The sequence below is a fragment of the Cryptosporangium japonicum genome (assembly GCF_039524755.1).
In the GTDB taxonomy this organism is placed as follows: domain Bacteria; phylum Actinomycetota; class Actinomycetes; order Mycobacteriales; family Cryptosporangiaceae; genus Cryptosporangium; species Cryptosporangium japonicum.
In genome coordinates, this window is the sequence record NZ_BAAAGX010000046.1 from 248,567 (window position 1) to 274,022 (window position 25,456).

At 73.0% G+C, this 25,456-nt stretch carries 18 protein-coding genes and 1 pseudogene; 11 read left to right on the forward strand and 8 right to left on the reverse strand.

Annotation, left to right across the window (positions count from 1 at the left end; translation table 11 throughout):
- From ABD437_RS41455 to ABD437_RS41485, 7 genes are all read left to right on the forward strand, one after another.
- Complete coding sequence (locus ABD437_RS41455; RefSeq protein ID WP_344654480.1) at window positions 1-204, forward strand: DUF3072 domain-containing protein; 204 nt, start codon at window positions 1-3, stop codon at window positions 202-204.
- 74 nt (window positions 205-278) lie between these two features.
- A complete protein-coding gene (locus ABD437_RS41460; RefSeq protein ID WP_344654481.1) occupies window positions 279-1,025 on the forward strand; it encodes an ABC transporter ATP-binding protein in 747 nt (248 codons plus the stop codon).
- Complete coding sequence (locus ABD437_RS41465) at window positions 1,022-2,311, forward strand: FtsX-like permease family protein (protein ID WP_344654482.1); 1,290 nt, start codon at window positions 1,022-1,024, stop codon at window positions 2,309-2,311. Before ABD437_RS41460 ends, ABD437_RS41465 begins: the two co-directional genes overlap by 4 nt.
- Window positions 2,308-3,510 (forward strand): sensor histidine kinase, encoded by a 1,203-nt coding sequence (locus ABD437_RS41470; protein ID WP_344654483.1) that lies wholly within the window; start codon window positions 2,308-2,310, stop codon window positions 3,508-3,510. Before ABD437_RS41465 ends, ABD437_RS41470 begins: the two co-directional genes overlap by 4 nt.
- Window positions 3,511-3,512: 2 nt before the next feature.
- Window positions 3,513-4,160 (forward strand): response regulator transcription factor, encoded by a 648-nt coding sequence (locus tag ABD437_RS41475; protein ID WP_344654484.1) that lies wholly within the window; start codon window positions 3,513-3,515, stop codon window positions 4,158-4,160.
- Window positions 4,161-4,259: 99 nt separating this feature from the next.
- The gene (locus ABD437_RS41480) at window positions 4,260-5,645 is read left to right on the forward strand and encodes an FAD-binding oxidoreductase (protein WP_344654485.1); all 1,386 of its coding nucleotides are present in this window, start codon (window positions 4,260-4,262) and stop codon (window positions 5,643-5,645) included.
- Between the two features lie 54 nt (window positions 5,646-5,699).
- Window positions 5,700-8,987, forward strand: a complete 3,288-nt coding sequence (locus ABD437_RS41485; RefSeq protein WP_344654486.1) for an ATP-binding protein — start codon at window positions 5,700-5,702, stop codon at window positions 8,985-8,987.
- A gap of 13 nt (window positions 8,988-9,000) precedes the next feature.
- On the opposite strand, the gene ABD437_RS41490 is transcribed toward ABD437_RS41485, so the two are convergent.
- From ABD437_RS41490 to ABD437_RS41530, 8 genes and pseudogenes are all read right to left on the reverse strand, one after another.
- Window positions 9,001-9,675 carry a hypothetical protein gene (locus ABD437_RS41490; RefSeq protein WP_344654487.1) on the reverse strand — a complete coding sequence of 225 codons (675 nt, stop codon included), beginning with the start codon at window positions 9,673-9,675 and terminating at the stop codon, window positions 9,001-9,003.
- Between the two features lie 84 nt (window positions 9,676-9,759).
- Window positions 9,760-10,122 (reverse strand): YdhT family protein, encoded by a 363-nt coding sequence (locus ABD437_RS41495; RefSeq protein WP_344654488.1) that lies wholly within the window; start codon window positions 10,120-10,122, stop codon window positions 9,760-9,762.
- 5 nt (window positions 10,123-10,127) lie between these two features.
- Window positions 10,128-13,563 (reverse strand): annotated as a pseudogene (gene cydD, locus ABD437_RS43225) (thiol reductant ABC exporter subunit CydD).
- A complete protein-coding gene (gene cydB / locus ABD437_RS41510) occupies window positions 13,560-14,582 on the reverse strand; it encodes a cytochrome d ubiquinol oxidase subunit II (RefSeq protein ID WP_344654491.1) in 1,023 nt (340 codons plus the stop codon). Before cydB ends, cydD begins: the two are co-directional and overlap by 4 nt.
- An 11-nt stretch (window positions 14,583-14,593) precedes the next feature.
- A complete protein-coding gene (locus ABD437_RS41515; RefSeq protein ID WP_344654492.1) occupies window positions 14,594-16,036 on the reverse strand; it encodes a cytochrome ubiquinol oxidase subunit I in 1,443 nt (480 codons plus the stop codon).
- A gap of 150 nt (window positions 16,037-16,186) precedes the next feature.
- On the reverse strand, window positions 16,187-16,621 hold the full coding sequence (locus tag ABD437_RS41520) for a MarR family winged helix-turn-helix transcriptional regulator (RefSeq protein ID WP_344654493.1): 435 nt from the start codon (window positions 16,619-16,621) through the stop codon (window positions 16,187-16,189).
- Window positions 16,618-18,330, reverse strand: a complete 1,713-nt coding sequence (locus ABD437_RS41525; protein ID WP_344654494.1) for an MFS transporter — start codon at window positions 18,328-18,330, stop codon at window positions 16,618-16,620. The genes ABD437_RS41520 and ABD437_RS41525 overlap by 4 nt, the downstream gene beginning before the upstream one ends.
- 51 nt (window positions 18,331-18,381) lie before the next feature.
- The gene (locus ABD437_RS41530; protein ID WP_344654495.1) at window positions 18,382-19,101 is read right to left on the reverse strand and encodes a hypothetical protein; all 720 of its coding nucleotides are present in this window, start codon (window positions 19,099-19,101) and stop codon (window positions 18,382-18,384) included.
- Between the two features lie 175 nt (window positions 19,102-19,276).
- Here ABD437_RS41530 and ABD437_RS41535 point away from each other — a divergent pair, with 175 nt between their 5' ends.
- From ABD437_RS41535 to ABD437_RS41550, 4 genes are all read left to right on the forward strand, one after another.
- On the forward strand, window positions 19,277-20,200 hold the full coding sequence (locus ABD437_RS41535; RefSeq protein ID WP_425558369.1) for an ABC transporter ATP-binding protein: 924 nt from the start codon (window positions 19,277-19,279) through the stop codon (window positions 20,198-20,200).
- On the forward strand, window positions 20,197-20,988 hold the full coding sequence (locus ABD437_RS41540; protein ID WP_344654497.1) for an ABC transporter permease: 792 nt from the start codon (window positions 20,197-20,199) through the stop codon (window positions 20,986-20,988). The genes ABD437_RS41535 and ABD437_RS41540 overlap by 4 nt, the downstream gene beginning before the upstream one ends.
- A gap of 233 nt (window positions 20,989-21,221) precedes the next feature.
- On the forward strand, window positions 21,222-25,112 hold the full coding sequence (locus ABD437_RS41545; protein ID WP_344654498.1) for a multifunctional oxoglutarate decarboxylase/oxoglutarate dehydrogenase thiamine pyrophosphate-binding subunit/dihydrolipoyllysine-residue succinyltransferase subunit: 3,891 nt from the start codon (window positions 21,222-21,224) through the stop codon (window positions 25,110-25,112).
- The gene (locus tag ABD437_RS41550) at window positions 25,112-25,288 is read left to right on the forward strand and encodes a DUF6104 family protein (protein WP_344654499.1); all 177 of its coding nucleotides are present in this window, start codon (window positions 25,112-25,114) and stop codon (window positions 25,286-25,288) included. Before ABD437_RS41545 ends, ABD437_RS41550 begins: the two co-directional genes overlap by 1 nt.
- Window positions 25,289-25,456: the final 168 nt, after the last annotated feature.

Below are 25,456 nucleotides of genomic sequence, written 5' to 3' on the forward strand. Positions count from 1 at the left end.
GTGGCTGACCCCGATGTCCAGCAGCAGCGCAGCTTGGAGAAAGACCCGTCCGACTGGGTGACCGGCGACGAGCCCGCGACCGGGGCGCAGGACTCCTACCTGCACACGCTGGCCCGCCAGGCCGGCGAGGAGGTCCCGGACGATCTCACCAAGGCTGAGGCGTCCGAGAAGATCGACGAACTCCGGGAGGAGCTCGGTAAGTAGGTGCGGTCAGCCGCACCTCCGTCGACCGGCTCACCCGGCTGTGCTCCGGCGTCGCGCTCGCGACGCTGGAGCACATGAACACAGTCGAACTCGAGCACGTCACCCGCCGGTACGGCCGCGTCACCGCGCTCGACGGCGTCTCCCTGGGCATCCCGGCCGGTTCGTTCGTGGCCGTGATGGGTGCCACCGGTTCGGGGAAGAGCACGCTGCTGCAGTGCGCGGCCGGGCTCGACCGGGTCACGTCCGGGCGGGTCCGCCTCGCCGAGCGGGACATCACGCGGATGAGCGAGCGACGGCTGACCCGGCTGCGCCGCGACCGCGTCGGCTTCGTCTTCCAGTCCTACAACCTGCTCAGCGAGCTCACCGTCGGGCAGAACGTCCTGCTGCCGGTGCGGCTCGGCGCGTCCGGCGGCCGCGCGGTCGAGGACGCGCTGCGCGCGGTGGGGCTCGACGGCCTGGGCGCGCGGAAGGTCGGCGCGCTCTCCGGCGGCCAGCGGCAGCGGGTGGCGCTGGCCCGGGCGCTGATCACCGCACCCGCGGTGATCTTCGCCGACGAGCCGACCGGCGCGCTCGACCCCACGACCGGTGGGCAGGTGCTCCGGCTGCTGCGTGACGTGTGCGACCAGGACGGCGTCACGGTCGTGATGGTGACGCACGACCCGGCGGCCGCCGCGTGGAGCGACCGTCTGGTCCTGCTGCGGGCGGGCGCGGTGGTCTCCGACTCCCCCACCCCCGACGCGGCGACGATCGCCGACCACCTGGCCGCGGTCTCCGCCCCCGGCGGGGGCGCCGCGAACGCCCGCGTCGGTGGTGCGGCGTGAGGGCCGGGCTGGTCCGGCAGGCGCTGCGGGCGCACCCCTGGTCGTTCGCGGGGCCGGCGATCACCCAGTGCCTGGCCGCCGCGCTCGTGACCGGCGCACTCGGGGCAGCCACCTCGCTGCCGTCCGGAAGCGACCTCGCCGCGTTCGCCGGGATCCTCGTCGGGATCGCGGTCTACCTCTCCGCGATCCTCGTCGGCGTGACGATGAGCTCGACGATCGCCCGGCAGGCGCGGGACATCGCACTGGTCCGCGCGGTGGGCGCGGCCCCGGGGACGGTCCGGCGCGCGGTTGCCGGCCAGGCCGCGGTCGTCGCGGTACCGGCGAGCCTGATCGGTGTCCCGCTCGGCCTGCTCGGCGGCCGCGCCTGGGTGGACAGCCTGGTCACGCACGGCGCCGCCCCCGCCGGCACCGTCTTCGAGCCCTACCTCCCCGCACCGGGCATCGCGCTGGGGATCGTGCTCGCGACCTCGGTGCTCGGCGCGCTGATCGCCGCGATCCGTCCGTCCCGCGTGCGTCCCGCGGTCGCGCTCACCGACGCCGCGACGGCCCGCCGCCAGTTCGGCCCGGTCCGCGCCGCGCTGGGGATCCTGTTCGCCGCCGGCGGCGTCGCCGGGGCCGTGCTGGTCTCCAACCGCGCCACGGACGACGCCGAGGACGCGGTGTTCTTCGTCCTGCTGGCGATGTGCGTCGGCGCCGGTCTGCTCGCGCCGGCGCTCCTGCGCGTGGCCGCACCACTGGCCCGGCCGGCCGGACGCAGCGGCACCCTCGCCGCCGACAACGTCGCCGCCCGGGCGAGGTCCTACTCGGGCGCGTTCGTCCCGCTCGTGCTGGCCGCGGCCTTCGCGACGATCAAGGTCACCGCCCACACGACCGCCGAACACGTCACCGGGCGGCCCGAACCGGCCGCGGATCTCTGGCTGGACTACTCCGGCACCGCCGTCTACACCGTGTTCGCCGCCGTCGCGGCCCTGACCACGCTGATCACCGTCGTACTGGGACGTCGCCGGGAACTCGCGCTGCTGCGCCTGGCCGGCGCCACCCGATCCGACGCGCTGCGGATCGTCGTCGGCGAGGCTCTGATCGTGACGGTCACCGGTCTGCTCGTCGCGGCCGGCGCCGCGACCGCGACACTGGTGCCGATGCTTCCCGCCACCCCGTACCTGCCGCCCGGCCTCGCGCTCGCCGGTGTCCTCGCGGTCGCGTCGGTGGTCGGGCTCGGCATGGTCACGCCCGCGCTCGGCGTCATGCGCCGCCCGGCGATCGTGTCGCTCGGCGACGGCCCGTGATCCGGGCGATCCTCCGGGCCCCGGTGGAGCGGCGGACGTGGCGGGAGGTCGGCTACGTCCTGGTCGGGCTCGTCGTCGCGTTCCCGGTGTTCCCGATCGCCCTGGCCGGCGCGTTCGGTGTCGTCTACTCGGTCGTCACGGTCGGCCTCCCGGTGCTGGTCACGGCTCTGTGGCTGCTCCGGCGCACCCCGAACTGGTTCCGGGTCCCGGCCCGCCGGTTCTTCGCCGAGGACTGGCCGGACCCGCCGGGGAAGCCCCGCCGGCCCGGCCCGGCCGGGTTCGTACTCGCCACCCTCGGTGACGGCACCGCCTGGCGCGCCCTGGTCTACGGCCTCGCGAAGTTCCCGCTCGTGCTGGTGACGACGTACGTCGGCGGGTGCGCCGGACTGGCCGGTGTCGCCGCGATCACGTACCCGGCGTGGTGGTTCGCGTTCCCGCTCGACCGCGAATGGTCGGCCACCTGGCTGTTGGCGCTCCAGGGCGTCGGCCTCGTGCTGCTTTTCCCGTGGGTGATCCGGGCCGCGGTGAGCCTCGACCGCCTGCTGATGCGGACGCTGCTGGCGCCCGGCACCGACCGGCTCCGCATCGCCGAACTGGAGGCGAGCCAGGCCGCGTTGCGCGCCGACTCGGCCGCGGTGCTGCGCCGGGTCGAACGCAACCTGCACGACGGCACCCAGGCGCGGCTGGTCACGCTCGGCGTCACGCTGTCCCGGATCGAAGCCAGGGCCGGCGACGACCTCCGGCCCCTGGTCGACGACGCCCAGCAGGCGGTGGTGGACGCGCTCGCGGAACTGCGTGACATCGTCCGGGGACTGCATCCACCGGCTCTCGACGGCGGCCTCGCGCTCGCGATCGAGACGCTCGCCGGCCGCGGCGCGGTCCCCGTCGACGTCCACGTCGACCTGCCGCTGCGCCCGCCGGACGTGATCGCGTCCGCGGTGTACTTCACGGTCGGTGAGCTGCTGACGAACGTGTCGCGGCACGCCGGGGCCACCCGTGCGCGGGTGGACCTCCGCTCGGTCGACGGCCTGATCCGGCTCGAGGTCACCGACGACGGGCGCGGCGGTGCCCGCCCCGACGCGGGCAGCGGCCTGGCCGGCCTCCGCCGTCGCGCGCTCGCCCTGGACGGTTCGCTCTCGATCGACAGCCCCGACGGTGGCCCGACCACCGTCACCCTGACGCTCCCACCGGAGGCGTGAACATGCGCGTGGTCATCGCCGAGGACAATCCGCTTCTCCGCGACGGCATCCGGTTGCTGCTCAGCGACCACGACATCGCGGTGCCCGCCGCGGTCGACAACGCCGACGACCTGCTCACCGCGGTGGCCGAGCACCAGCCGGACGCGGCCGTCGTCGACGTCCGGATGCCGCCGACTCACACCGACGAGGGCATCCGGGCCGCGCTCGAGATCCGCGCGACCGGAACGCCGGTGCTGGTGTTCTCCCAGTGGGTGGAGACCGGTTACGCGCGCCAGTTGCTCGCCGACCACCCGACCGGCGTCGGCTACCTGCTCAAGGACCGGATCGTACGCACCCGCGACTTCCTCGACGCGCTGCGCCGGGTCACCGACGGCGGCACCGTGCTCGACCCGGAGGTCGTCCGCCAGCTGATCGCCGTCCGCCCGAAGGACGCGGGCCTCGACCGGCTCTCGGCCCGGGAGACCGAGATCCTGGGCCTGCTGGCCGAGGGGCGGTCCAACCTGGCGATCGCCGACCAGCTCCACCTGGCCGCCCGCAGCGTCGAGAAACACGTGACCGCGATCTTCACCAAGCTCGACCTGCCCCCGGCCCGCACCGACCACCGGCGAGTACTGGCCGTCCTGCGCTACCTGGACGCCCATCGCGCGTGACACTGGCGGACGCCAAGTCGCGTCGCAAGTGTGGGCCAAGCCCACGCCAACCCCCCTCGGCGACGGTGTCGGCACACACCACGAACGAGGGAGCAAGAGATGACCGACGTGAGCGTCGCCGCGCCGCTGGAGGACCTGACGGTCGCGGGGCGGGTACTCCGACCCGGCGCGCCCGGTTACGCCGAGCTGGCGACGCCGTGGAACGTCGCGGTGCGCAGCGAGCCGATCGCCGTCGTCGAGGCACTGACCGCCGACGACGTGGTGGCCGCCGTCCGGTTCGCGCGCCGCTCCGGGCTGGAGGTGTCGGTGCAGGCCACCGGGCACGGGGCGGTGGCCACCCGACGCCCGTCGCTGCTCGTGCACACCGGCCGCCTGAACGAGCTGGAGATCCGGGGCGATGGCACCGCCAGGGCCGATGCCGGGGTCCGGTGGGCGCAGGTGCTGGAGGTCGGCGCGCCGCTCGGGCTGGCCGGGCTCGCCGGGTCCGCGCCGAACGTCGGCGTCGTCGGGTACCTGACCGGCGGTGGGATCGGGCCGGTCGTGCGCACGTACGGCGTCTCCTCCGACCGGGTCACCGCGTTCGACGTCGTCACCGGCGACGGGGAGCTGCGCCGGGCCACGCCGACGGAGAACCCGGCGCTGTTCTGGGGGCTGCGTGGCGGCAAGGGCACGCTGGGCATCGTCACCGCGGTCGAGTTCGAGCTGGTCGAGCTGGCGGAGCTCTACGGCGGCTGCGTCTACTTCGACGCCACCGACGCGTCCGCGGTCCTGCGGGCCTGGGCGCGGTGGACCGAGGACCTGCCCGAGCAGGCGACCACGTCGGTCGCGCTGCTGCGGATGCCCCCGATGCCCGGCATCCCGGAGCCGCTGGCCGGCCGGTTCGCGCTGGCGCTGCGCTTCGCCTGGGTGGGCGACCCGGCCCGGGGCGAAGAGGTCGTCGCGCCGATGCTGACCCGCGGGAACATCGTCCTCGGCCGGATGGGTCCGCTGCCCTACGCGGCGATCGGCGCGATCCACGCCGACCCGGTCGACCCGATGCCGGTCACCGAGACCGCCGGGCTGCTCCGGTCACTGCCCGCCGACGCCGTCGACACGGTGCTCGCGCTGGCCGGGCCGGACGCCGAGTGCCCGCAGGTCATCGTCGAGCTGCGTCACCTCGGCGGGGCCTACGCCCGCCCGTCGGCGCACCCGAGCGCGTTCGACCACCGCGACGCGGCCTACACCGTGCAGACGATCGGCCTCGGGGTGCCGCCGGTGGTGGACGCCGCGAACGGGCACGGCGCGGCCCTGCTCCACGCGCTCGCCCCGTGGACGACCGGCGGCTGCCTCCCGAACTTCGCGGTGTCGACCGAGCCCGCCGACGTGGCCCGCAAGTACGGCGCCGAGACGCTGACCCGGCTGGCGACGCTCGCCACCACGTACGACCCCGACGGCGTCATCGCCGCCGCGCAGCCGGTGCACGCCGCCTGCCTGCTGACGAAGTAGCGGGAATACGACTCGGGTGCGCGCCGAGGTGCTCCACGGGGTGAGGATCACCCCGTGGAGTACCGCGTCCTGGGCCCGTTGGAAGTCGAACGCGACGGGTCACCGCTCGATCTGGGCGCGCCCAAGCAGCGCACCGTGCTGGCGCTGCTGCTGCTCGAGGCCGGCCGGGTCGTGTCGATCGACCGGCTGCTCGACGCGGTCTGGGGCGACGACCACCCGCCGAGCGCGACGGCGAGCCTGCAGGCGTACGTCTCGAACCTGCGCCGGATCCTGCGTGACGGCGACACGGTCACGTCACCGATCGTGCGGCGCATGCCGGGATACCTGCTCGACGTCCGGCCCGCCGCCGTCGACGCCGAGGAGTTCCTCGCCGACGCCGACCAAGCGCACACCGCGGTGCTGGCCGGCGACTGGGCGGCGGCCGTGGTGGCCGCGGAAGCGGGGCTGAACCGCTGGCGCGGGCCGCTGCTGGCCGAACTGGCGGACTCCGACTGGGTCCGCACCGCCGCCACCGGGCTGGACGAGCGGCGGACCGAGTGCACCGAGGACCTGGTCACCGCGCTGCTCGGAGCAGGGCGGGCCACCGCGGCGCTCGGCCGGGCCCGGCAGTTGCACGAAGCCGAGCCGCTGCGGGAGAGCGCGTGCCGGCTCCACGCGCTGGCGCTCTACCGCTGCGGGCGCACCGGCGAGGCCCTCGACGTCCTCCGCGCGTACGTCCGCGTGCTCGACGTCGAGCTGGGCCTGGAACCGGGCCCGGCCGTGCGTGACCTCCAGACCGCGATCCTCCGCCAGGACCCGGCCTCGTTCGCGCCCCCCACCGCCGGGAACGTCGCGGTGGCCCGGCCACCGGAGAACGGCGGTGAGCCCCTGGTGGGCCGGGAACGGGAGCTCACCGAAGTGGACGCGCTGCTCGCCGATCTGCGGAGCGGATCCGGGCGCTGGCTGGTGATCACCGGTCCGGCCGGCATCGGCAAGACCCGGCTGGCCGAGGAGACCGTCGCGCGCTGGCCGGGCGCGGTCACCAGGGCCAGCTGCCCGGACGACGACGGCGTGCCGCCCTGGTGGCCGATCCGCCAGCTGGTCCGCGGCCTGGGCGCCGACCCCGACACCGTCCTCGCTCCGCCGGCCGACGTGGACGCCGACGCCGCCCGCTACGCGGTCTACGAACGCGTCCAGGGGTTGCTGTCCGCGGTCGGCTCCCCGCTCCTGCTCTTCGTCGACGACGTGCAGTGGGCGGACGCGATGTCGCTGCGTTTCCTCATCCACCTGGCCGCCACCCCGGACCCGTCGGCGCTGGCCGTCGTCCTGACGGTCCGCGACGCCGGCACGGCGGCGGGCCCGGATCTGCGCCGGCTGCTCGCGGCCGCCGCCCGGCGCACCGGCACGCGCCAGCTCCCGGTGCCGCCGCTCGCCGCCGACGAGGTGGCCACGCTCCTCGGCTCGGTCAGCGGTGAGGCCGTCGCCGACGCGGAGGCCCGCGAGCTGGCCGAACGCACCGGCGGCAACCCGTTCTTCGTCAGCGAGTACGCGCGGCTGCCGCGGGAGGAACGGTTCTCGGGTGAGCTCCCGCTCGCCGTGCGGTCGGTGCTCGGGCGGCGTCTGGCCGGCCTCGACCCGGCGGTGGTGGGGGTGCTGCGCGCGGCCGCGGTGATCGGCGATCCGCTCGATCTCGGGCTGCTCCGCGCGGTGACGCGCCTGGACGCCGAGGACCTGGCCGACCTGCTCGACGAGGCCGCGGACGAGCGGATCATCGTCCCGGCCCCCGGCACCGGCTCCTACACGTTCGCCCACGCGCTGCTGCGCGACGAGGTGCTGGCCGGCCTCTCCCCGGTGCGGCTCCAACGCCTGCACGCCCGGGTCGCCGAGGCACTGGCACCGGGCGGGAACACCGAGCGGCTCGTGCGGCGGGCGGCGCACCTGGTGGCGGCGCTGCCGATGGTCGACGCCGCCGAGGCGCACGAGGCGTGCCGGGCGGCGGCGCTCGACGCCGAGGCGCGTTGGCAGTCGGATTCGGCGGCGCAGTGGTGGGGCTCGGCGCTCACCACGTTCGCCGCTCTCCCGCCCGAGGTCCGCGGCGACTCCGACCGCGACGACATGCTCGTCGCGCAGGTGAACGCGCTGGCCCGCGCCGGACGCGGACAGACCGTCCTGGACGTGGTGGACGCCGCCCTGCTCGACGCCGTCCGCGAGGGCCGCACCCGGTCGGCCGGCCGCCTGGCCGGAGCGCTGCTGCGCACCACCGGCTCCTGGCCGTGGGCGACGTACGGCTCCGACCCGGGGCCGCTGCTGGCCCGGCTCGCCGGGGTCGAGCGCCGGCTGGCGTCCGACCCGGTCGCCCACGCGCAGGTGCTCGCCGCTCTCGCGGTGGGCAGCTTCTACGACCCGGACTCGACCGTTCCGGACCTGCTGAGCCTTCGCGCGGTCACCGTCGCCGAACGCAGCGGCGACCCGGACGCGCTGGCCGACGCACTGCTCGGGCGCGCGCTCACGATCTCCTCGATCGGCGTACGGGCCGAGGAGTCGATCGAGGTGCTCGACCGGCTGGCGGCCCTGCCGCACGGACAGGCACCGGTGGACGACGTCCTGCGGCACGGGATGCTCTGGCTGGTCGCGTTCCACCGCGGCGACCTGGACGCCGCCGAGGAGCACCACCGGCTCGGTGCCGCGGGCAGCGATCTCCTGCGGCTGCCGGTGAGCCGGGTGCAGTTCCGGTGGGCCGAGGGCGCGATGGCCGCGTGGCGCGGTGACCTCGACGCCGCCCGGGCCAGCTACGACCACGCCTACGAACTGCACCGCCAGACCGAGCTGTACATCGGCGGGGCGCAGTACCTGTCGCAGCTGTCGATGCGGTGGGAGCAGGGGCGGTTGGCGGAGGCATCCGCTCCCGAGGAGTGGGCGGAGGACACCGAGGCCAACCCCGACGTCCTGGACTTCACCCGGGCCGCGCGGGCCGCCGGGCAGGGCCGGGTGGACGAACTGGACGCGTTGGTGGCGTCCGCGCTGGCCCGCAGCACGCTGCTCACGTGGACGACGCACGCGAAGCTCACGCTGCTGGCGCACCTCACGGTCGACGCCGGGCTGACCCGGCACGTGCCGGCGCTGCTGGCCGCGCTGGGTCCGCTGGCCGGTGGCCGCATCGCGAACATCGGCCAGGTCGGCACGCTGGGCCCGATCGATCTGGCCCTGGCGCGCCTGCACCGGCTGGCCGGTGACCTACCCGCGTGCCGCCGGGCGCTCGACGACGTCCGCGCGCTGGCCGACCGCACCGGCGGCGCACCCGCGCTCCGCCGCTACCACGAGCTCAGCGCCGAGCTCGCCGACACCACCGCCCGGCCGGCCTGACCGGGCCGCGTGGTCAGCCGAAGCGGTCCTGGCCCCGGGTGGTCATCTCCACTCCGGCGGCGAGGAAGTCGAGGATCTGCGCGCTCATCCGCGCGTCCTCCTGGGCGTCGAACTCGACCGCGGCACGCACCCGCGGGTCGACCGGCGAGAGGTGCCGGACCTGGTCCTGGGTACGCGACGCGAACCCGTACAGCGCCACCAGCCGATCCGCGGTGAGCTGGCCCGGCGCGAGCACGTGGTAACGCTCCAGCTCGTCCTCGTCGCCCGGCAGCGCCTCGCCGCGCGCGCACGAGCTGACCAGACGGCACTCACCCTGCGTGGTGACGAAGAGACCGGTGGACGATGTCACCCGCTGGCCGTAGGAGTCGCCGTCCGGCCGCCCGGCGACGGCCTCGTTGTAGCCGCCGGTACGCAACTCGTGGGTCTGCGGCTGGGCGGCGAGCACCGACCATCCGCTGAAGATCGGCGCCGGCCACGGCGGAGCGGGCGGCGTCCGCTGGAACAGCCGCCGCCGGGGCCGCTCGGGGCGGGGCGGCGGCTCCTCGGCCAGCACACCCTCCGGCGGCAGACCCGCCGCGGCGAAGCGCCGCGCGGCTTCGTGACCGAACACCACCAGGCCCTGCTGGAACGCCGCGTTCCGGCGATCCTCGGCCCAACCCCGTGCGGTGGGGTCGCTGTTGATGCTCACGATGCCAGGTTTACACGAGCAACCGTTGGGACGTATCGGCTGGAGAGCCGGGAAGGCCCGCTGACCGGTTGATGCATCAACCGGTCAGCCACGGCGGAACCATCGCAACCAGATCTCGGCGACGGGCACGCCGAACACGCAGCCGAACGCGTCCTTGGACCCGATCGACCCGATCGAGCGCAACGAGCCGATCGAGCCGATCGACGCGATGCTGCCGATCGAGCCGATGCTCGCGATCGAGCCCAGCGACCCCGCCGACGCGATGCTGCCGGCCGAGCCGATGCTCGCGATCGAACCGGCACTCCCGATCGAGAGGACGCTGCCGGTCGACCCGATCGACGCGACCGATCCCCCGGACCCGATCGACAGCACCGAACCGTGGGAGTCGGCCGAGCTCTCGGACTCACCGACCCCGTCGATGACGCGGAACTTGTGTTTACCGGACACGCTGCTCAGTCTCCCACTCGCTCGGGGGCGCCGGTCGGAAACCGGCCGTCGTCGCGGCGTTCGCGCTCCCAGCCGATTCGGTACGGACCGTCAACGGCCAGTAGGGCGTCGTGCGTTCCGCGCTGGACGATCCGGCCCCCGTCGAGCACCACGATCTCGTCCGCGTGCTCGCATCCGGCCAGCCGGTGCGTGATCAGCACCGTGGCCCGGCCCTCGGTCGCGGCCAGCAGGTCGAGCGTCAGCGCGTCCGCGGTGGGTGGGTCGAGGTTGGCGGTCGGCTCGTCGAGCACCACGACCGGGAAGCCGGCCAGCACGACCCGGGCCAGCGCGAGACGCTGCCGCTGGCCGCCGGACACCCGGGTGCCGCGTTCCCCCACCGGGGTGTCCAGGCCCGCGGGCAGCGAGCGCACCCAGTCGGCGATCCGGGCCGCGTCCAGCGCCGCGAACAGCTCCGGCTCGCCCGCCTCCGGGCGCGCGACCCGCAGGTTGTCGCGGATCGACGTGTCGAACAGGTGGGCGTCCTGCGCGCACCAGCCGATCCGCTCGCGCACGGCGTCCGGATCGAAGTACTGGACGGGGCGTCCGGCGAGCGTGAACGTTCCCGCCGACGGGTCGAGGAACCGCACCAGCAGGGCGGCGAGCGTGCTCTTCCCGGCACCGGAGGCGCCGACGACCGCGATCCGGCGACCGGCGTCCACGCGGAGGTCGACGTCGGTGAGCGCGGCCGTCGACGCGCCCGGCCACCGCGCGCCGACGCCGGAGAGCACCAGCGGGAACACGCCGTCGGGGCGCGCGGAGCCGGCGGTGACGGGTGGCTCGGCGGCGACGATCTCGGCCAGCCGGGCATCCGACTCGCGTACCCGGGCCAGCGACCGGGCCGCCACCGGCAGACCGGTCACCGTCTCGAACGCGGCCAGCGGGAGGAGCACCACGACCGCGAGCAGCACCGGATCGAGACGGCCGCCCTCGACCGCGGACGCGCCCGCCGCCAGCGCCGCGAGCACCGCCCCGCCGGTCGCGAGCGCGGTCAGGGCCGCGGCGAGCCCGGTGGCCCAGGCCGACCGGGCAGCCGAGCGCTCCAGCCGGCGGTCGAGTTCGTCCAGGGCACGCAGGCGTGCGCCGGCCGCGCCGTGCGCGATCAGCTCCGGGGCGCCCTGCAGCAGTTCGACGGCCGACGTGGTGAGCGCCGCCCGGTCGGCGACCGTCTCGCGCTCGGCCCGTTCGGCGGTGCGCACGGTCAGCCACGGCACGACTACCCCGCCGATCAGCAGCGCGACCGCCAGCGCCGCTCCGGCCGCGGGCAGCAGCACGGCCGCGCCCAGCACCGAGAGCACGCCGACCACGACCGCGATCGCGAACGGCAGCCGGATCCGCAGGTAGCGGTCCTGGATCTGGTCGACGTCGGCGACGAACCGGGCGAGCAGGTCGCCGCGCCGGAACGCGGGCAGTGCGGCCGGGCCGAGACGCTCCAGCCGGGCGTACACCCGGCTGCGCAGGGCGGCGAGAATGCGGAACGTCGCGTCGTGGCCGACCAGGCGCTCGACGTAGCGCAGCAGGCCGCGGCCGATGCCGAAGGCGCGCACCGCGGTGACCGCGACGGCCAGCTCCAGCACGGGCGGCTGCTGCGAGGCCCGGCTGATCAGCCAGCCGGAGGTCGCCAGCAGCGCCACCGAGCACCCCAGCGCACCCGCCCCCAGCCCACCGGCCAGCACGAGCCGCCCCCGGGACCGCTCCGCCGAAGCCGCAGCGGTCTCAGCCGCGGCCGGGGCTCCGAGCTCAGCCGGGGCTCCGGGCGGCTCAGCCGGGGAGTTGCGGTCAGCGGGCAACGGGGGCACCTCCCAGCCGGATCACGTGGTCGGCCAGGGCCAGCAGCGCCGGCCGGTGGGCGACCAGCACCGCGGTGCGCCCGTCGACCAGGCGGCGGAGGCCGGTGAGCACCCGCTCCTCGCTGTCGCCGTCGAGGTTCGCGGTGGGTTCGTCGAGCAGCACGATCCGCGGGTCGCGCAGGAACGCCCGGGCCAGCCCCACCCGCTGCCGCTCACCGGCCGACAACCCGGCCCCGTCCTCGCCGAGCACGGTCGCCAGCCCGTCCGGGCGCCCGGCGATCACGTCGGCCAGCTCGGCGTCGGTGGCCGCGCGCGCCACCTCGGCGTCGGTGGCGTCGAGGCGGCCGAGCCGGATGTTGTCGGCGATCGTGCCCGCGACCAGCGTCGGCCGCTGCGGCACCCAGGCCAGGTGGCCGCGCCAGACGTCGGGGTCGAGCTCGGCGAGGTCGACGTCCCCGATCCGCACCCGGCCGCGCTCCGGCCGGACGAAACCCAGCAGCACCGCCAGCAACGTCGACTTCCCGGTTCCGCTCGGGCCGGTCAGGGCCGTGACGGTCCCCTCCCGGACGACCAGCGACGTGTCGCGCACGGCGGGTTCGCTCCGCCCGGGGTAGGTGACCGTGACGTTCTCGAACGTCAGCGCACCGGCCGGAACCGTCGTGCGGGTGCCCGCGGGCGGCAGCGGCGTCTCGAGCACCGCGAACACCGCGTTCGCCGCCTCCAGGCCCTCGGTGCTGGCGTGGAACTGGGCCCCGACCTGGCGCAGCGGGAGGTAGACCTCGGGCGCGAGTATCAGCACGAGCAGGCCCGTCTCGAGCGTCAGCTCACCCTCGACCAGCCGCAGCCCGATCGACACCGCCACCAGCGCCACCGAGATCGTGGCCAGCAGCTCCAGCACGAGCGACGACAGGAACGCCGCACGCAGCACCCCCATCGTGGTGCGCCGGAACTCGCCGGTGATCCGCCGGACGGTCTCGACCTGGGCCTTGGCCCGGCCGAACACCATCAGCGTCGGCAGGCCGGCGACGACGTCCAGGAAGTGGCCGGACAGCCGCGCGAGCGCGTCGTACTGGCGCTTCGTGCGGCCCTCGGTGTACCAGCCGACCAGCGCCATGAAGAGCGGGATCAGCGGCACGGTCACCACCAGCACCACCGCGGTGAGCCAGTCGGCGAAGAGCAGCCGGGCCCCGATCAGCGCGGGCACGACCGCGGCCAGCACGAGCTGCGGCAGGTAGCGGGCGAAGTACCCGGTCAGCGCGTCGACGCCGCGGGTCGCGAGCGTGGCCAGCTCGCCGGTGCCGCCCGGCCCGAGCGCGACCGCGTGGGCGAGCAGCGCCCGGCGCAGCGTCGAGATGACGGTGGCCCCGGTGCGATGGGCGATCGTGTCCTGCGCCCAGGCCACCCCGGCGCGGCCGAGCGTGACCGCGGCGAGCCCGGCGAGCTCGCCGCCGACCGCGAAGTCGCCGTCGACGACCACTCCCGCGATGGCACTGGCCAGCAGCGTCGCCTGCGCGATCAGCAGCGCGGCCGACACCGTGCCGAGCACCACGCTGACGACCAGGAAGAGGCGGGTCGCCGTGGCGTAGCGGAGCAGGCGCGGATCGAGCGGCTTCATCGGGACAGCAGCGCCGCTCCGGCCGACGGCGGGAGGTCCCGCACGCCGATGCGCTTGCGGAACACCCAGTAGGTCCAGCTCTGGTACAGCAGCACCAGCGGGGTGAACGCCAGTGCCGCCCAGGACATGATCGTCAGGGTATACGGCGTTGCCGCGGCGTTCGTCGTCGTGAGGTCGTTCGCGGCGGCCAGCGTCGACGGCACGACGGCCGGGAAGAGCAGCGTGAACAGCGTCGCGGTGGCCAGCACGATCGCCGCGCCGGTGCCGAGGAACGCCCAGCCCTCACAGCCGCGGGCGTTCGCGGCGGCGGCCCCGAGCAGGGCGACGAGGGCCAGCGCGCCGGTGGCCCAGGTGACCGGGTCGCCCCGGTCGAGCTGGGCGACGACCAGGCCGGCCCCGCTGACCACGACCGCACCGAGCAGGATCCGGCCGGCCAGGGCACGGGCCCGGTGGCGGATCTCGCCGTGCGTCTTGAGCGCGACGAACACGGCGCCGTGCAGGACGAACAGCGTCAGCGTCGTGGCGCCGCCGAGGAGGCCGGCGAGCGTGAAGAGGTCGGTGAGGTGGCCGGCAAACTCCCTGTCCGCGTCGATCGGGAGACCGCCGAGCAGGTTGCCGAACACGAAGCCCCAGGTGAACGCCGGTACCACGGAGCCGAAGACGATGCACCGGTCCCAACGCCGCTGCCAGGCCTCCTCGACGCGCTTGCCGCGGTACTCGAACGCGAGCGCGCGCAGGATCAGCGCGACCAGGATCAGCAGCATCGGCAGGTAGAACGCGCTGAGCAGCGTCGCGTACCACTCCGGGAACGCGGCGAACGTGGCGCCGACCGCGGCCACGACCCAGACCTCGTTGCCGTCCCAGACCGGGCCGACCGTGTTGATCAGGACGCGGCGCTCGGTGTCGTCGCGGCCCAGCACCGGCAGCAGCGCGCCGACCCCGAAGTCGAACCCTTCCAGGAAGAAGTACCCGGTCCAGAGGAACGCGAGGACCACGAACCAGACGGTGGTGAGTTCCATCGTTCTTCCCCCTAGTACGCGAAGGCGAGCTGACGCTGTTCGGGCTGGGCCTCGTCCGGTTCCGGCGGCGCCTCGGGGCCGTTCATCGCGTACGTCCGGATCAGGCGGAACTCGATGACGCCGAGGATCACGTAGAGCAGCGTGAACACCGTCAGCGAGGCTGCGACCGTGCCGGCGCTGACGCTCGGCGAGACGCCGTCGGCGGTGCGCAGCATGCCGTAGACCACCCAGGGCTGGCGGCCCATCTCGGTGAAGATCCAGCCGAACGAGTTGGCCAGGATCGGCAGCGGGATCGCCCACACCGCCGCACGCCACACCCAGCGCGGCACGGTGTCGCCGTCGCGCGGACCGATCCGCCGGGGCCACAGCCCCCTGATCCACCGTCCCGGCCGGCCGGTGAGGAACAACAGGGCGGCGGCGAGCGCGGCGGCGGCCAGGCCGGTGCCGATCATCAGGCGGAACGTCCAGTACGTGACGGGGACGATCGGGCGGTAGTCGCCGTCGCCGTAGGTGGCCACCTCGCGGCGCTGGACGTCGTTGATGCCCTCGACCTCGCCGTCCCAGCGGCCGGTGGCCATGAACGACAGCAGCCGGGGTACGCGGATGCTGAACACCTCGTCCTTGCCGTCGAGCGACCCGATCGTGAAGACCGAGAACGACGCCGGCGCCACCGTGTCGTAGAGCGCTTCGGCCGCGGCCATCTTCATCGGCTGCTGTTCGGTCATGATCCGGGCCTGCATGTCGCCGCTGATCACCACGCCGAGCGCCGCGACCACCATCGTCCAGGCCGCGAGCTTCAACGACGGACGCATCACGTCGGCGTGCCGTCCGCGCGCCAGGTGCCAGGCCGCGATGCCGATCATCAGCGCGGCCGCGGTCATGAAGCACGCGAAGATGACGTGCGGGAACGCCGAGAGCAGCGTGGAGTTCGTGATCACCGCGAGGAAGTCGGTGAGCTCGGCGCGCCCGGTCTCGGCGTTGATCCGGTACCCGACCGGGTGCTGCATCCACGAGTTCGCGGCCAGGATGAAGTACGCGGACAGCATGGTCCCGACCGCGACCACCCACATGCACGCGGCGTGCGCCCACTTCGGCAGCTTGTCCCAGCCGAAGATCCAGAGCCCGAGGAACGTCGACTCGAGGAAGAACGCGAGCAGCGCCTCGATGGCCAGCGGCGCACCGAAGATGTCGCCGACGTAGCGGGAGTAGTCGCTCCAGGCCATGCCGAACTGGAACTCCTGCACCAGCCCGGTGGCGATTCCGATCGCGAAGTTGATCAGCAGGAGCTTGCCCCAGAACTTCGCCGCCCGCTTGTAGTGCTCCTTGCCGGTGCGCACGTACGCGGTCTCGAGGACGGCGACCAGGAACGACAAACCGATCGACAGCGGCACGAAGATGTAGTGGTAGACGGTCGTGATGCCGAACTGCCACCGGGCGAGGTCGAGCTGGTCCATGACGGTCCCCGATCCGCAACCGTCTACGCCATGTAGACGTCCTGTATTGACTACAGCACGTAGACGATTCCGGCGCCAAACCCGTGACAGGTGGCGTTGCGCACACGCCGAGGAGCCCCACCGGCGGTGGGGCTCCTCGGGTGGATCAGGTCAGCTCGCCAGCCGGGTGGCGAGGGTCTCGAGCACGGGTAGTGCGGCCTCGATGGCGGCGCGCTCGTCGGGCGTCAACTGGTCGAGCTCGGCCTGCAGCGCCTTCGAGCGCACCCCGGCCAGCCGGGTCAGGAACGCCTCGCCGGCGTCGGTGATCCGCACCAGGTAGGCGCGCCGGTCGGCGGGGTCGTTCTCCCGCGCCAGGAAGTGGTTGCCCTCCAGCAGGGAGACGATCCGGGTCATCGTCGAGGGCGTGACCCCCTCACGCAGCGCCAGGTCACCGGGGCGGATCGGCCCTTCGCGCCGGACCGTGCTCAGTGCCGCGATCGACCCGGGCCCCAGCTCGCTGGGCTCGGTGCGGCGCAGCGCCCGCTGCAGCCGGGCCAGCGCGACCGGCAGCCGCGTGGTGACGCTCTCCTGCGCCGGCGCGGTCACGACGTCACCTGTGCTGGCACTGCGTCCTCCTGCGTGCTCTCGGCCGGGGCCGTGACGGCGCGGCGGCGGGTGCCGCCGATCAGGGAGGCCAACGCGGCGACCACCATCATGACGGCAGCGGCTCCGAACACCACGACCAGCCCGTTGTGGAACGGCTCGGAGATCAGCGCCGGGAAGAACTCCTTGCCGGTGAGCGTGGCGGCCTGGGCCGCCGTCACCTGGTCCAGCGCGCCGGTGGGCCCGAGCAGCTCGGCGAGCGGGTTGTAGCCGAGGAACGCCGCGAACAGCGTCCCGACCGGCGGTAGCTGCGCGACCTGGTCGGCGATCCCGGCCGAGACCCCCTGCTCCCGCAGGCCGCCGGAGAGCGTCTGCGGCAGGTGGGTGGAGAGACCGGCGATCATCAGCGAGAAGAACACGCCGATCGACAGCGCCGACCCGGCGTTGAGGAACATGGCCCGCATCCCCGACGCGACGCCACGCTGATCGGTCGGCACCGACCCCATCACCGCCGCCGTGTTCGGCGAGCTGAACAGGCCCGAGCCGATGCCGTTGAGCAGTGTCAGCGCCGCGAACACCCAGTACGGGAAGTTCACCGGTACGAGCAGCAGCCCGACGAACGACGCGGCGACGAGCAACAGACCGCCGACCGCGAACGGCCTCGATCCGTAGCGGTCGGACAACCATCCGGACACCGGCCCCGCCACCAGGAAGCCGATCGTCACCGGCAGCAGGTAGATCCCGGCCCAGAGCGGCGTCGACTCGTAGGCGTAGCCGTGCCGCGGCAGCCAGATGCCCTGCAGCCAGATGATCAGCATGAACTGCATGCCGCCGCGGCCGATCGCCGACAGCAGCCCGGCGAAGTTCCCGGCCGCGAACACCCGGTTGCGGAACAGGCCGACGTGGAACATCGGGTACTTCACCCGGCTCTCGACGACGACGAACGCGGCGAGCAGCGCGACGCCGCCGACCAGCCCGGCCACCACCCACGGGTTCGTCCAGCCGGTGGCGTGGCCGCCGTAGGGCTGGATGCCGTACGTGATCGCGGCCAGCAGCACGCCGAGCCCGACGCCGAACGTGACGTTGCCCAGCCAGTCCACCGGGTCGGTCTCGCGCGTGGAGAGCTCACGCAGCGACCGGTACGACCAGACCGTGCCGAGCACACCCAGCGGGACGCTGACCCAGAACACCGCCCGCCAGTGCCACTCGGAGAGCAGGCCGCCGAGGACCAGCCCGATGAACGACCCGGCGATCGCCGCGACCTGGTTGATGCCCAGCGCCATGCCCCGCTGGTTGCCGGGGAACGCGTCGGTGAGGATCGCGGTCGAGTTCGCCATGATCATCGCGCCGCCCACGCCCTGCACCACGCGCCAGCCGATCAGCCAGAGCGCGCCGGCGTCGCCGACCGCCGGATCGAGCGAGAGCGCGATCGACGACACCGTGAAGACGACGAAGCCGAGGTTGTAGAGACGCACCCGGCCGTACATGTCGCCGAGCCGGCCGAACGTCACCACCAGCACCGCGGACACGAGCAGGAAGCCCATGATCATCCACAGCAGGTAGCTGACGTTGTTCTCGTCCAGCGGGTCGAGATGGATGCCGCGGAAGATCGCGGGCAGCGAGATCAGCACGATCGACGAGTTGACCGTCGCCAGCAGCATGCCGACGGTGGTGTTCGAGAGCGCGACCCACTTGTAGCCAGGCTGAGCCATGGCCGTCAGATTAGTTGGTTGGTGCTAACTAATCATTTCGGGTGACGCAGGTCACCCGGCCAGCGCACCGGCGTGCACTCCGGCCCCGGCGACCACACCGGCTCCGGTCACCACGGAGATCAGCGCGCCCAGCGCGGCTCGCCCGTCGACCGTCAGCAGCTGCCCGCCCGGCCGACGCACCGCACGCACCGGCACCCGGAGCAGATCGGCCGCGCGCATCAGCGTGCCCGCCGACCACGGGTCGCCGACGCGCACCGCGAGCCCGTCCGGGCCACCGCGCCCCGGACCGACCGCGAGCAGCGCGCCGCGCCACGCCGCCGCCGCGATCACCAGTTCCCGGCGACGCCGCCCCGGCACGGCCGGCGTCACCCCGCCGGCCCGCAGCGCGGCCGCGCCGGCCGCCGCGGACCGGGCGAGCATCTCGTGCACCTGCGGGCCGGACTCACGGGGCACGGTCACCCGGTGGATCTCGTAGCGGTGGCGGCCACCCTGGTAGCCCGACTCGACCACCGCGGACGGCGCCACCCCGGCCAGCGTCGACACCAGCCGGCTCGCCGCCGCGTCGGTGTCGAACTCGGCGAGCAGGCCCGGCTCGTCACCCCAGCGCTCGGCGCGGGGGTGGTGCACGGTCGGACGCGTTCCCGGCGATCGGCAGATCCCCGGCCGGGCCGCCGCCCGAACCAGCATCGCGGCTTCGAACGGTGCCCACGCGGGGTCGAGCGGTGCCCGAACCATCGCCACGCGAAGCGCTTCCATTTCCGAGCGGATCATGGAGACCTCCCAAACAGTCGCCAGCCGTTCATCTCGTTGCCGCAGAGCATCCGCGTGCTTCGCTCCGGAGACCGCATATCTGAGCTAGTTCTGAGGAGTCCGCTTCTGGTCGCCTATCCGCGGAAATCCACTGGAAACAGCAATCACTCCCGTCCCCGGCCCGGGCCGCACTACGTTGACCGCCGTGCAACCCACCCCGCATCCAGGACGGATCGTCGTCGACCGTCTCTCGAAGCAGTTCGGCTCGATCCGCGCGGTGGACGACCTGTCGTTCACCGTCGAGCCCGGCACCGTCACCGGTTTCCTGGGGCCGAACGGCGCCGGCAAGACCACGACGCTGCGCATGCTGCTCGGCCTGGTCGCGCCGACGTCGGGCGCCGCGACGATCGGCGGCTACCGCTACGCCGAGCTGCCGCGGCCCCTGGAGGCGGTCGGCGCCGCGCTGGAGGCGTCCGGCTTCCACAAGCGCCGCACCGGCCGCGCCCACCTGCGCGTGCTCTGCGCGGCCGCGGGGCTCCCGGCCCGCCGCGCCGACGAGGTGCTCGACCTGGTGGGGATGGCACCGGCCGCCGGGCGGCGCGTCGGCAGCTACTCGCTCGGCATGCGTCAGCGGCTGGGGCTGGCCCAGGCCCTGCTCGGCGATCCCACGGTGCTGATACTCGACGAACCGGCGAACGGGCTCGACCCGGCCGGCATCAGCTGGCTCCGCGATCTGCTGCGGTCGCTGGCCGCCGCGGGCAAGACCGTGCTCGTCTCCTCCCACCTGCTCAGCGAGGTCGAACAGACGGTGGACGACGTCGTGATCATCGCGGCCGGGCGCAGCGTCCGGCAGGCCCGGGTCGCCGAGCTGAAGGCCGAGGCGCAGTCGGGGGTGCGGGTACGGACACCGCACGCCGACCGGTTGGCCACGGCGCTGCGCGGCGCGGAGATGCGGGCCGGCGCCGAGCCCGGCGTCCTGCTGGTGGAGGGGGTACCGGCGGCGGAAATCGGCCGGGTGGCGCTGGCCGCCGGGGTGGAGCTGCACGAGCTGACGCCGCTCCAGTCCGATCTGCAGGAACTGTTCCTCGCGCTCACCGACGGTCAGGCAGGTATCCGGTGAAGGCCTTCCACAGCGAACTGCTCAAGATCCGGTCGCTCGCCGCCGGCTGGTCCACCGCGATCGGTGTGTTGCTGGTGACGACCCTCGCGCTGCTGTTCTGGTACCTGGTGCTGCGGTCGCAACTCACGCCCCGGACGGACCTGCGCGAGAGCGCACCGGACTTCACCGAAACGCTGTTCACGTCCGGTCAGTACTTCGGCCTGCTGCTGACGATGATCTTCGGCGTCACGATCGTGACGGGTGAGTACACCCATCAGACGATCACCGCGACGTTTCTCGCCACGCCGAAACGCCGACGCGTGGTGCTGGCGAAAATCGCCGCCGCCGTTTCCTGCGCGCTCCTGTTCTGGGCGATCAGCACCGTGCTGGCGGTCGGCGGCGGATCGGCGATCCTCGTCTCGCTCGACGTTCCACTCGACGCCGGGCTCTCGACCGGCTTCGGCGCGGTGGCGCTGAACGCGCTGGCGTACCTGGTATGGGTCGTGTTCGGAGTCGGGCTCGGCACCATGCTGCGCAACCAGGTGCTCGCGGTCGTCGCCGCGATCCTGCTCTACCTCGGCGAACTCGGCGCGTTCCTGGTGTTCCCGCGGCTGGCCGCGGCGTTCGACCAGGAGTGGATCAGCAGCCTGCAGTACTACCTGCCGGGCGGGGCGTCCCAGGCGATGACCTCGCTGGTGCCCGCCGACGGCGTCCCGGCGTGGTGGATCGCCGCGCTCGTGTTGCTCGGCTACGGCGCCGCGACGACCGTCTACGGAACACTCGTCACGGCGGCGCGAGATGTCAGCTAAAGGAACTCGGACGCTGAACCGATACGGTTCAGCGAAACGCACGGAAACTGAGTGTCATTTCGCACTCGGCACCCCTTCTGCTGAGCGGGCACGCTCGGCAGGGGCCCGCACGCGGGCGTAGCCTGAACAGTTGCGGCTCCGGGGTTACCGTGCCGTGACGGGGTGCCCACGAACCCCATCGAAGAGAACGAACCGTACGCACGAGTAGCTGAGAAGAAGGCGAACACGCGGCCGTGTCGACGCAGAGCAGCACCTCAACGCAGACCGAGGATTCCCTGGCGGCCTTCGGGGCCAACGAATGGGTGGTCGAGGAGATCTATCAGCAGTACCTCGCCGACCCGGCGAGCGTCGATCCGGCCTGGCACGAGTTCTTCGCCGATTACAAGCCGACCGGCGGTGCGAGCGACAACGGCTCCGCCCCGGCGGCGGACCGCGCGGACGGCCGGGCCGGTGGCTCGACCTCGTCCTCGAACGGCACCGTGCCCACCCCGGCGACGCTCGCGCAGAAGGTCGGCCCCAAGCCGACCCCCCCACGGAGCTCGCCATCTGGGCAGGGCCCCAAGCCAGGCCCCTCGGCGTCGACCGTGACGACCACCGCGTCGAAGCCGGCCGCCCAGGCCGCCCAGGCCGCGAGCACCACGCCGAAGCCGTCCCCGAAGCCCGCGCCGCCCACCGGCGCCGCGCCGGCGAAGGCCGCGGAGCCCGCGAAGGCCGCGAAGGACGCACCGGCCAAGCCCGCCGAGAAGGTCGAGCCCTCCACCAAGCCGATCCGCGGCGCCGCGGCGCGGATCGTCCAGAACATGGAGACCTCGCTCGAGGTGCCGACGGCGACGAGCGTGCGCGCCGTCCCGGCGAAGCTGGTCTCCGACAACCGCATCGTGATCAACTCCAACCTGGCCCGCTCCCGGGGCGGGAAGGTCAGCTTCACCCACCTGATCGGGTACGCCCTGATCAAGGCGGTCGCCACCCACCCGGAGATGAACAACTCCTTCACCGAGGTGGACGGCAAGCCCGCGCTGGTCATCCCCGGCCAGGTGAACCTGGGCCTCGCGATCGACCTGCAGCAGAAGGACGGCAGCCGCTCGCTGGTCGTGGCCAGCATCAAGGGCTGCGAGTCGATGAACTTCCAGCAGTTCTGGCAGGCCTACGAGGACATCGTCCGCAAGGCACGCAACGGCAAGCTCACCGCCGACGACTTCGCCGGCACGACGATCAGCCTCACCAACCCCGGCGGCATCGGCACCGTCCACTCGATGCCGCGCCTGACCAAGGGGCAGGGCGCCATCGTCGGCGTCGGCGCGATGGAGTACCCGGCCGAGTTCTCCGGCCTGTCCGAGGAGCAGCTGGCCGCGTCGGCGATCAGCAAGGTCATCACGCTGACCAGCACCTACGACCACCGCATCATCCAGGGCGCGCAGTCGGGTGAGTTCCTCAAGCGCATGCACCAGCTGCTGCTGGGCGCCGACGGCTTCTACGACGAGATCTTCGCGTCGCTGCGCATCCCGTACGAGCCGGTCCGCTGGGTCCGCGACGTCACGACCGTGCACGAGGGCGAGATCGACAAGACCTCGCGCATCCTCGAGCTGATCCACTCCTACCGGGTCCGCGGCCACCTGATGGCCGACACCGACCCGCTGGAGTACCGCCAGCGTCGCCACGCCGACCTCGACATCCTCGAGCACGGCCTCACCCTGTGGGACCTCGACCGCCCGTTCCCGGTCGGCGGTTTCGCCGGCCAGAAGACGATGAAGCTGCGCGAGATCCTCGGCGTGCTGCGTGACTCGTACTGCCGCCGGATCGGCGTGGAGTACATGCACATCCAGGACCCGGCCGAGCGGGCCTGGATCGCCAAGCGGGTCGAGGTCAAGCACTCCAAGCCCGACACCGAGACGCAGAAGCGCATCCTGTCGAAGCTGAACGAGGCCGAGGCGTTCGAGACGTTCCTGCAGACCAAGTTCGTCGGGCAGAAGCGGTTCTCGCTCGAGGGCGCCGAGGCGGTCATCCCGCTGCTCGACGAGGTGCTCCAGGCCGCCGCCGAGGACGATCTGGACGAGCTCGTCATCGGCATGGCGCACCGCGGCCGGCTGAACGTGCTGACGAACATCGTCGGCAAGCCGTACGAGAAGGTGTTCAACGAGTTCGAGGGCAACATGGACCCGGAGTCCACCCAGGGCTCCGGTGACGTGAAGTACCACCTCGGCGCGGAGTCGAAGTACACGACGCCCGACGGGCAGCACACGATCAAGGTGTCGCTGACCAGCAACCCCTCGCACCTGGAGGCGGTGAACCCGGTCCTGGAGGGCATCGTCCGCGCCAAGCAGGACCTGCTCGACAAGGGCCTCGAGGGCTTCACCGTGCTGCCGGTGCTGCTCCACGGCGACGCCGCGTTCGCCGGCCAGGGTGTGGTGGCCGAGACGCTGAACCTCTCCCAGCTGCGCGGGTACCGCACCGGCGGCACCGTGCACGTGGTCGTCAACAACCAGGTCGGCTTCACCACCGCCCCGGCCTACTCGCGGTCGAGCTTCTACTCCACCGACGTCGCGCGGATGATCCAGGCGCCGATCTTCCACGTAAACGGCGACGACCCCGAGGCGTGCGTCCGGGTGGCCCGGCTGGCGTTCGAGTACCGCGAGGCGTTCCACAAGGACGTCGTCATCGACCTGGTCTGCTACCGGCGCCGTGGGCACAACGAGGGTGACGACCCCTCGATGAGCAACCCCGAGATGTACGCGATCATCGACAACAAGCGCAGCGTCCGGAAGCTCTACACCGAGGCGCTGATCGGCCGGGGCGACATCACCGTCGACGAGGCCGAGGAAGCCCTCAAGGACTTCCAGGGCAAGCTCGAGCAGGTCTTCCGCGCCACCAAGGACTCCACCCAGACCTCGCGCCGGGAGCCGACCCTGCAGTCGAACCCGTCGTCGCAGGTCGTCGAGACCGCGGTGCCGCTGGAGCTGATCCACCGGGTCGGCGACGTCCACGTCGAGTACCCGGACGGCTTCCACCCGCACTCCCGGGTCAAGCCGCTGATGGAGAAGCGCCGGAAGATGTCCCGCGAGGGCACCGTCGACTGGGCGTTCGGCGAGATCCTCGCGCTCGGCACGCTGGTGGCCCAGGGCAAGACCGTCCGGCTGGCCGGGCAGGACTCGCGCCGCGGCACGTTCGTCCAGCGGCACTCCGTGCTCATCGACAAGGAGAACGGGTCGGAGTTCACGCCGATCGACCTGCTCGGCGCGCGCGGCGGCAACGGCGACGGCCGGTTCTTCGTCCACGACTCGCTGCTCAGCGAGTACGCGGCGATGGGCTTCGAGTACGGCTACTCGCTGGCCCAGCCGGACGCGCTGGTGCTGTGGGAGGCGCAGTTCGGCGACTTCGTCAACGGCGCCCAGACCGTCATCGACGAGTTCATCTCCTCCGGTGAGGCGAAGTGGGGTCAGCGCTCCGGCGTCGGCCTGCTGCTGCCGCACGGCCAGGAGGGCCAGGGCCCGGACCACTCGTCCGGCCGCATCGAGCGCTTCCTGCAGATGTGCGCGGAAGACAACATGACCGTCGTCGACTGCACCACGCCGGCGAACTGGTTCCACCTGCTGCGGCGCCAGGCGCTCTCGGGCATCCACCGTCCGCTCGTCGCGTTCACCCCGAAGTCGCTGCTGCGGCACCGGGCCGCGGTGTCGTCGCTGGAGGAGTTCACCGAGGGCAGCCGGTTCCAGCCGGTGATCGACGACCCGGGCTTCGACGGTGTGAAGCCCGACCCGGCGAAGGTGAAGCGGGTGCTGCTCTGCTCGGGCAAGGTCTACTACGACCTGGCCGCGGCGCGGGCGCAGCGCAAGCTCGACGACGTCGCGATCGTCCGCCTCGAGCAGCTCTACCCGCTGCCGGTGGAGGAGGCGCGCGAGGTTCTCGGCCGCTACCCGAACGCCGAGGACCACGTGTGGGTGCAGGAGGAGGCGGCGAACCAGGGTGCCTGGAGCTTCGTCGCGCTGAACCTGCTCGAGCAGCTCGAGGGCATCCGGTTGCGCCGGGTGTCGCGCAAGGCCGCGGCGTCGCCGGCGGTCGGGTCGGCGAAGGTGCACGAGCAGGAGCAGAAGGCCCTCATCGAGGCCGCGCTCCCGAGCCGCGGCTGATGTACTTCACCGACAAGGGCATCGAGGAGCTGGCCGAGCGTCGCGGCGAGGAGACCGTGACGCTCGGCTGGCTCGCCGAGCAGCTGCGTGACTTCGTGGACCTCAACCCGGAGTTCGAGATCCCGATCGAGCGCTTCGCGACCTACGTGGCCCGCAGCGACGAGGACGACGAGTAGTTGGTTGCATGATGCTGTGAACCAGCTGTGCGTGGAGTCCACTATGGTGCCCCAGTGCTTACACGGGGCTCCTTACTCGCAGTAACCGCTCTTCTGGTCGGCGTCGCTCTCTCCGGGTGCTCCGACGAATCCGAACCGACCGCACCGGCCACCTCGGCGGGGGGGGGC